The sequence below is a fragment of the Nonomuraea lactucae genome (assembly GCF_003313395.1).
GTDB lineage: Bacteria > Actinomycetota > Actinomycetes > Streptosporangiales > Streptosporangiaceae > Nonomuraea > Nonomuraea lactucae.
In genome coordinates this window covers 1-7,040 of sequence record NZ_QNFZ01000227.1, presented here as the reverse complement: position 1 = coordinate 7,040, position 7,040 = coordinate 1, and the positions used below count along the sequence as shown (strand labels likewise).

Here is a 7,040-nt window from a genome sequence, read left to right as displayed (position 1 = left end):
CTTGGCGCGGGCCTGGGCGTGGGCGGCGGCGACGGCCTCCGCGAGGCGGTGCTGGGCCCCGCCCCGCCAGACGTGGCAGATCGCCAGGGCGAGGGCGTCGGCGGCGTCGGCGGGCTTGGGCATCTCGCCGAGGCGCAGCAGGCGGGTCACCATGGCCCCGATCTGCTTCTTGCCGGCCGTGCCGCTGCCGGTGATGGCGGCCTTGACCTCCGAGGGCGTGTGGAGGGCGACGGGCAGGCCGCGCCTGGCGGCGCAGAGGACCGCGATGCCGGCGGCCTGGGCGGTGCCCATGACGGTGCGGACGTTGTGCTGGCTGAACACCCGCTCGACCGCCACGGCGTCGGGACGCACCTCGTCGAGCCATCGCTCGATGCCCGCCTCGATGCCGACCAGCCGGGCGCCCAGCTCCTCGTCGGCACCCGTGCGCACGACACCGGCGGCGATCAGCGACAGCGGCGCGCCGGGACGGCCCTCGACCGCTCCCAGCCCGCACCGGGTCAGCCCCGGATCGACGCCCATCACCCGCACCCGCTCGCCTCCCGCCCCGACCGGCCACCCGCCGGCCGAACCCCGATCACCCGGTCACCCGAACCCGATCATCGACCGGCCGTCCCTCCGGCCCGCCGGTGGCCCGCCCGACCGCCGACCGGGCCACCGGTCGAGGGACGGGCACGCCGCCCGCGCGGGCCGCCGAACACGTGTTCGGCACGAGACTCTACCCCGGCTGACCTGCCTTCCGCACCGGGAAACGCCCGTGACCTCTTCGGCGGCCCGCAAGGGAGGGATCCCCGGCGCCACCGGGAGCCGGCGCCTCGCCCGCTGCTCCGACCCGTTCTGTCAGAAGTAGTCCAGCATGTACGGCCGGGCGGCGAAGGCCGTGTCGAGCGCCTCGTCGTGCCGGTCGTCGCCGGACATGAGGCCGGCACGGCGCAGCGTGGCCGTGGGAACCCCGGCGTACAGGGCCGAGAAGGCGTTGATCGAGAGCCTGGGGCCACCGGAGCCCTCGCCGGGCACCGGGTACCCGCCCGTCTCCCCCATGCCCTGCAGCTCGGCCTGGGCGGCCGTGGCCGGGTCCACCGGGATGGCCGTCCCGTCGCCGTTCGCGATCCGCAGCCGCCTGCGGCCGGTGTTGCCGGTGCGGAGCGGGTCGTCGATCTCCAGCGTCGCGTCGAGCTCCGCCCGGCCGGGAAGCCCCTGCGCTCCACCGCGGCCGCCACGTCGACCACCCTGAACATCCAGCGGACCAGCGTGAGCTGCTCCTTGGAGCGTTCGCGCAGCAGCCACAGCACAGGGTCGTCCGGCGCGAGGGCGGCCGTGACGTTCTTGGCCACCGAGGAGGACGAACCCACCAGTGACCACAGCGCGCGGGCGGTCTCCTCGGATCCGGCGACGAGGTTCTCGACCCGCAGGTCCTCGCCCTCCCACCGGTAGACGACGTAGCCGTCGTCGGCGAGGTAGAGGAAGTCGTCCTCCTCGGCCAGCCGGAGGGCCCACGTGCGCTCGTCCCAGGAGATCGGCCCGGAGGCGCGGGCGGCGCCGTGCACGCGGTGGAGGACGGAGACGACCTCGGCGGCGTTCGCCGGGCCCATGCGGCGCAGCCCGACCCGGTGGGAGGGGCGGATGGAGCGCAGCGCCTCGGCGGGGAGCGTCATCAGGGCCTGCGCGCCCGCGTGCTCGTAACCCGTCGCGCGGTAGACCGGGACGGTGGCCGGGTAAAGCGCGGAAACGGCGTCGCCCAGTTCGGCGGCGCGCTCGACGACCGCGCGCATGATCCGCGTGCCGACCCCCTTGCCGCGGTCCTCGGGGTTGACCGTGACGCCCGCGACCCCGGCCATGGGCTGCGGCCTGCCGTGCCACCACTGCGTGAACGGCCGCACGCGGGCCGAGGCGGCGAGCCGGTCGCCGTCGAACGCGCCCAGGTAGCGGCCCTCGGAGAGGATGGGGAGCACCGCCCGCGCCCACTTCTCCGCGTCGGCGGCCGGGACCGGGCCGAACGAGCGTTTGCGCAGGTCGAGAACGGCCTCGAGATCATCGTGCGTCAGGTGGCGAATCTCCATGATCGGCAATCTACGCAGGGAGCGCCGGGATGGGCGAATCCCGCCGCCCGCCCACGGTGACGGCCAGCCGGTCGAGGTAGAGGAGCTGGGCGGCCACCACGGCCGCCAGGGCGATCACGACCACCGCCGGCGGGGTCGTGAGTCCCACGTCGGCCACCACCCTGCCGAACTGGCCGACCTGGAGGAGCTGGGCCACGGGGGCGGTGACCATGGCGCGGTCGTGGACCACCAGGAGGGGCCACAGGAGGTCCTGGGCGTTGACCAGCGTCACCGCTCCGGCGAGCACGCCCGCCATGGGGAGCGAGGGCCGGACCACGCCGCCGAGGAAGTCGCCGCCCGACCGCTCGGCCAGCCCCTTGCAGAGCAGGGTCATGATGAGCAGCGCCGGGACGCTGACCAGGAAGGGCTGGACGAGCGCGACGAAGGTGTCGATGAGCCGCATGCCACGAAGGTTGCTCCAGCCGGCGACGCTGACCGGGCCGACGCCGACGAACAGCCAGGGCGCGAAGGGCAGCAGCAGCCACTCGCTGCGCCTGCCGAGCGGGCGCAGCCCTCCGATGCCGAGGGCGGCCAGGTAGGCGGTGCCCACGGAGATCACCGCGCCGATCAGCGCGGGCCCCCAGGTGTTGACCTGGGTGCGCGGCCCGGCCACGGAGAGCCCGGCTCCGGAAGGGGTGGAAGGTTCCAGGAGCGCCGACAGCCAGGGCCAGGTGAGGAAGAGGGTGATCGCCGCGACGGCCACCAGGGCGAGGAGACCGGCCACGACGCCCCCGGGCGAGGCGCGCCGGGCAGTGGCTCCCCCGGGCGTCTCCACCGGACGGGGGTCTCCGGGCAGGAGCGAGACGCGCATGCTCCCGGCCACCACGATGATCGTGGCGGCCACTCCCAGTACGCCCAGGGCCAGCCCCATGACCGTGGCCACCACGGCGCCCATCCCGGGTCTGGCCGTGACGAACGCGAAGTCGTACTGCAGGCCCGCCAGCGTCCGGGTGCTCCCGACGGGGCCGCCACGGGTCATCGCCAGGCCGGTCGAGAACGTCTGCAGGCCGGCGGCGAGCATGGCGAGCACGACGACGCCACCGACCGCGAGGACCGCCAGGCCCGGGGACTCCCCCCGCAGCGCGGGCAGGAACGCCATGACGGCCAGCGCGCACACCAGACCGAACGTCGCGGCCGCGACGATCAGCCGTAGCGCGCCGGGCGCGGTGGCGGGGTCGCCCAGAGCCCTGCTGACGGTCACCAGACCGGACTCCTCGGGCCGGAGTCCACGCAGCCAGGAGGCCGCGACGGCCGTCGGCGAGAAGACGATCAGCGACAGGGAGAGCACGACGCGCCCCGCCCGCCTGATCCGGCCGCCCGCCCGGTCGAGGGCGAGCGCGAGCGGCGGGCCGACGACCAGGGCCACGAGGAGCGGCATGAGGACGAGCGACAGGGAGAAGCCCAGCGCGGGCCAGAACGGCGACCGCGAGCCGAGCACCTGGCCGTAGTTCTCCAGGCCCACGAACGTGCTGGGTGTCAGGGCCCCGCCCGATTCGAGGCTGATCAGGACCGTCTGGACGGTCGGCAGCAGCAGCGAGATCAGCATGCCCGCGAAGGCGGGCATGACGAGCAGCCAGCCGAGCGCGGGGGACGGGGGTCGAGGAGGGATGGGGGAGATCACGTCGCCCGACCCTACGCCGACTGCCGCCGCCCTGCTACGGAACAATGTTCTGCAGCAGGCGCCCGTCAGCAGCCCGGCCTGGGCGGGTCAGGCGTCGAGCTTCTCCATGATCTCGTCGGAGACGTCGAAGTTGGCGTACACGTTCTGCACGTCGTCGCTGTCCTCGAGGGCGTCGACGAGGCGGAACACCTTCCTGGCGCCCTCCTCGTCGAGCGGGACGTTCAGCGTCGGCAGGAAGCTCGACTCGGCGGAGTCGTAGTCGATGCCCGAGTCCTGCAGCGCCCGCCGCACCGGCACCAGGTCACCGGCCTCGCAGACGACCTCGAAGGAGTCGCCGAGGTCGTTGACCTCCTCGGCGCCCGCGTCGAGGACGGCCATGAGCACGGCGTCCTCGTCGAGGCCGTTCTTGGGCACGATCACGACGCCCTTGCGGTTGAACATGTAGGACACCGAGCCGGGGTCGGCCAGCGAGCCGCCGTTGCGGGTCAGCGCGACCCGCACCTCGGAGGCGGCGCGGTTGCGGTTGTCGGTGAGGCACTCGATGAGCACCGCGACGCCGCCGGGCGCGTAGCCCTCGTACATGATGGTCTGCCAGTCGGCGCCGCCGGCCTCCAGGCCGCCGCCCCGCTTGCGGGCCCGCTCGATGTTGTCGTTGGGCACCGAGTTCTTCTTGGCCTTGTAGATGGCGTCGAAGAGGGTGGGGTTGGCATCCGGGTCGGGGCCACCGGTCCTGGCCGCCACTTCGATGTTCTTGATGAGCTTCGCGAACAACTTGCCGCGCTTGGCGTCGAGCGCGGCCTTCTTGTGCTTCGTCGTCGCCCATTTGGAGTGGCCGGACATTACCTAGAGCTCCCTCAGCATGTCTACGAAGTAACGGTGCACGCGAGTGTCCCCGGTCAGCTCGGGGTGGAACGACGTCGCGAGCAGCGGCCCTTGACGGACCGCGACGATCCTATCCCCCGGCTCGGCCTTGCCCAGCACCTCGACGTCCGCGCCGACGGATTCGACCCAGGGGGCGCGGATGAACACGGCGTGGATCCGCTCGCCCGCGAAGTCGAGGTCGGCCTCGAAGGAGTCGACCTGGCGGCCGAAGGCGTTGCGCCTGACGACCATGTCGATGCCGCCGACCGTCTGCTGGCCCTCGATGCCGTCCTCGATCCGGTCGGCCAGCATGATCATGCCCGCGCACGACCCGTAGGCGGGCATGCCCTCCTTGATCCGCATGCGCAGCGGCTCCAGGAGCTGGAAGGTCTCGGCGAGCTTCCACATGGTGGTCGACTCGCCTCCGGGGATGACCAGCCCGTCGACCGCCTCCAGCTCCGCGGGCCTGCGCACGGGGGTGGCCGTCGCGCCGGCCTCCTGAAGCATGCGCGCATGCTCGCGCACGTCTCCCTGGAGTGCGAGTACGCCGATCGTGGGCACGGTGATCCTTCCGTCCGGGTCCGGGTTCCGACAATTCAACACCAGGACGGCCCCGCATCTTCCGACGGGCCGCTGAGCGGTGGTGAGGCTGTGCCGGACCGCTGGGCGGTGGCGGGGCCGCCCGGCTCCTCAGGCATGGCCGCGCCCGGCCGTCGGCGACGCGCGAGAGTGCGGCGCCCGCGCCGGGCACCGCCCTCTCGGGAGAAGGGGCCCCTCGGGAGAAGGGGCCCCTCGGGAGAAGGGGCCCCTCGGGAGGAGCGGCCCCTCGGGAGGAGGGGCGCTACGGGCGTTCGGTCTCCAGGCGGACGGTGTCCTCGACCGTGATCGCCCGCTCGGCGCGCAGCCTCGGGTCGAGCGGCCGCAGGTACGTCTGCCGCACCCCCGGCACGCGGTCCTCGACCACGAACGTGGCCCTGGTGTACGCCTCCGAGCCCGGGACCTGCACGCGCGGCACGACCTTGAAGTCCGCGGTGAGCAGGTCGCGCTCGATCGTCGTCAGCACGTAGCCGCGCTGGTTGTTGTAGAACCTCAGGTGCGGGTTGATCTTCAGGAACGGGTGCGCGGCCGGGTCGGAGTCGGCGCCGTCGCCGCCCGTCGAGACGGACGTGGTGACGAGTTCGGAGCCGACCGAGGGGCCGGTGGGGTCGTCGTAGTCGAGCTTGAGGTCACTGGCCCAGTGGGCGTGCACGTCGCCGGTGAGCACGACGGCGTTGCGCACCTCCGCGTCGATCCAGCCCTGGGTGATGCGGCGGCGGGAGGCGACGTAGCCGTCCCAGGCGTCCTGGCTGGTGATCCTGGCCGGTCCGGCGTCGTTGTCGCGCTGGGCGAAGAACACCTGCTGGCCGAGGATGTCCCACTGGGCGCGGGAGTGGCGGAAGCCGTCGAGCAGCCACGCCTCCTGCTCGGCGCCCGTGATGGACCGTTTCGGGTCCACGGCGGCGGGGCAGTCGCGGTAGCCGTCGCCGCACCCCTGGTCGTCGCGGTACTGCCGGGTGTCGAGCATGTGGAAGGTGGCCATCATGCCCCACCGGACGCGCCGGTAGAGCTGCATGTCGATGCCGCGCGGGATGGAGGTGCGGCGCAGCGGCATGTTCTCGTAGTAGGCGCGGAAGGCGGCCTCGCGCCGGGCCAGGAAGTTCGGCTGGGGGATCTCGGGCCTCTCGGGCACCTCGTCGGCCCAGTTGTTGTCGAGCTCGTGGTCGTCCCAGACGACCAGCCACGGGGCGGCGGCGTGCGCGGCCTGCAGGTCGGGGTCGGACTTGTACTGGGCGTGGCGCTGGCGGTAGCCCGCGAGGGTCTCGGTCTCGGGGCCCTCGTGGTGGCGGATGTTGCCGCCGGGGATGGTGTAGGTGTCCCTCCTGTACTCGTACTGGTAGTCGCCGAGGTGCAGCACCAGGTCCGGGTGCTCCTCCGCGAGCCGCCGGTAGGAGGTGAAGTGGCCGTGCTCGTACTGGGCGCAGGAGACGAACGCCATCGCCAGCGCACCGCCGTACGACAGGGGGTGCGGCGCGGTCCTGGCCCGGCCGAGGGGCGAGACGTAGGGGCCGACGCGGAAGCGGTACCAGTAGTCGCGGTCGGAGCTGAGGCCGCCCACCTCGACGTGCACGCTGTGGCCCCAGTCGGGGGCGGCGACGGTCACGCCGCCGCGGACGACGCGGCGGGCCCGCTCGTCGGCGTACACCTGCCACAGGACCCGGAACGGGCGCGGCGGCATGCCGCCGGAGCCGTCCTCGGCCAGCGGCTGCTGGGCGAGCCTGGTCCACAGCACGAAGCCGCCGTGGTCGGGGTCGCCGGAGGCGACGCCGAGGGTGAAGGGGGCGGTCCGCAGGCCGCGCGAGGCGAGGCTCCGCGCGGTGTCCGCCGAGGGGTCGGCGGACGGATCGGTGGCGGGATCGTCGGTG

The 7,040-nt window shown here is 73.3% G+C and carries 6 protein-coding genes and 1 pseudogene; all 7 read right to left on the bottom strand.

All coding sequences use genetic code 11. From position 1 onward, the window contains the following. The coding region (ruvC, locus tag DQW85_RS14095; protein WP_113700769.1) for a crossover junction endodeoxyribonuclease RuvC at positions 1–528 on the bottom strand (528 nt) is incomplete at its 3' end. Between the two features lie 309 nt (positions 529–837). Further along, positions 838–1,284 carry a sterol carrier protein domain-containing protein gene (locus tag DQW85_RS46815; protein WP_240197169.1) on the bottom strand — a complete coding sequence of 149 codons (447 nt, stop codon included), beginning with the start codon at positions 1,282–1,284 and terminating at the stop codon, positions 838–840. After that, positions 1,284–2,057: pseudogene (locus DQW85_RS46810) on the bottom strand (GNAT family N-acetyltransferase); the annotation flags it as partial. The gene DQW85_RS46815 and the pseudogene DQW85_RS46810, both read right to left, overlap by 1 nt. A 10-nt stretch (positions 2,058–2,067) precedes the next feature. After that, complete coding sequence (locus DQW85_RS14085; protein WP_162794972.1) at positions 2,068–3,717, bottom strand: carbohydrate ABC transporter permease; 1,650 nt, start codon at positions 3,715–3,717, stop codon at positions 2,068–2,070. Positions 3,718–3,804: 87 nt separating this feature from the next. Then, positions 3,805–4,557, bottom strand: a complete 753-nt coding sequence (locus DQW85_RS14080) for a YebC/PmpR family DNA-binding transcriptional regulator (protein WP_113700767.1) — start codon at positions 4,555–4,557, stop codon at positions 3,805–3,807. Between the two features lie 3 nt (positions 4,558–4,560). Beyond that, complete coding sequence (gene pdxT / locus DQW85_RS14075; protein ID WP_113700766.1) at positions 4,561–5,139, bottom strand: pyridoxal 5'-phosphate synthase glutaminase subunit PdxT; 579 nt, start codon at positions 5,137–5,139, stop codon at positions 4,561–4,563. Between the two features lie 280 nt (positions 5,140–5,419). Next, positions 5,420–7,040, bottom strand: a 1,621-nt coding sequence (locus tag DQW85_RS14070) for an alkaline phosphatase D family protein (RefSeq protein ID WP_205315113.1), incomplete at its 5' end; no start/stop codon positions are given.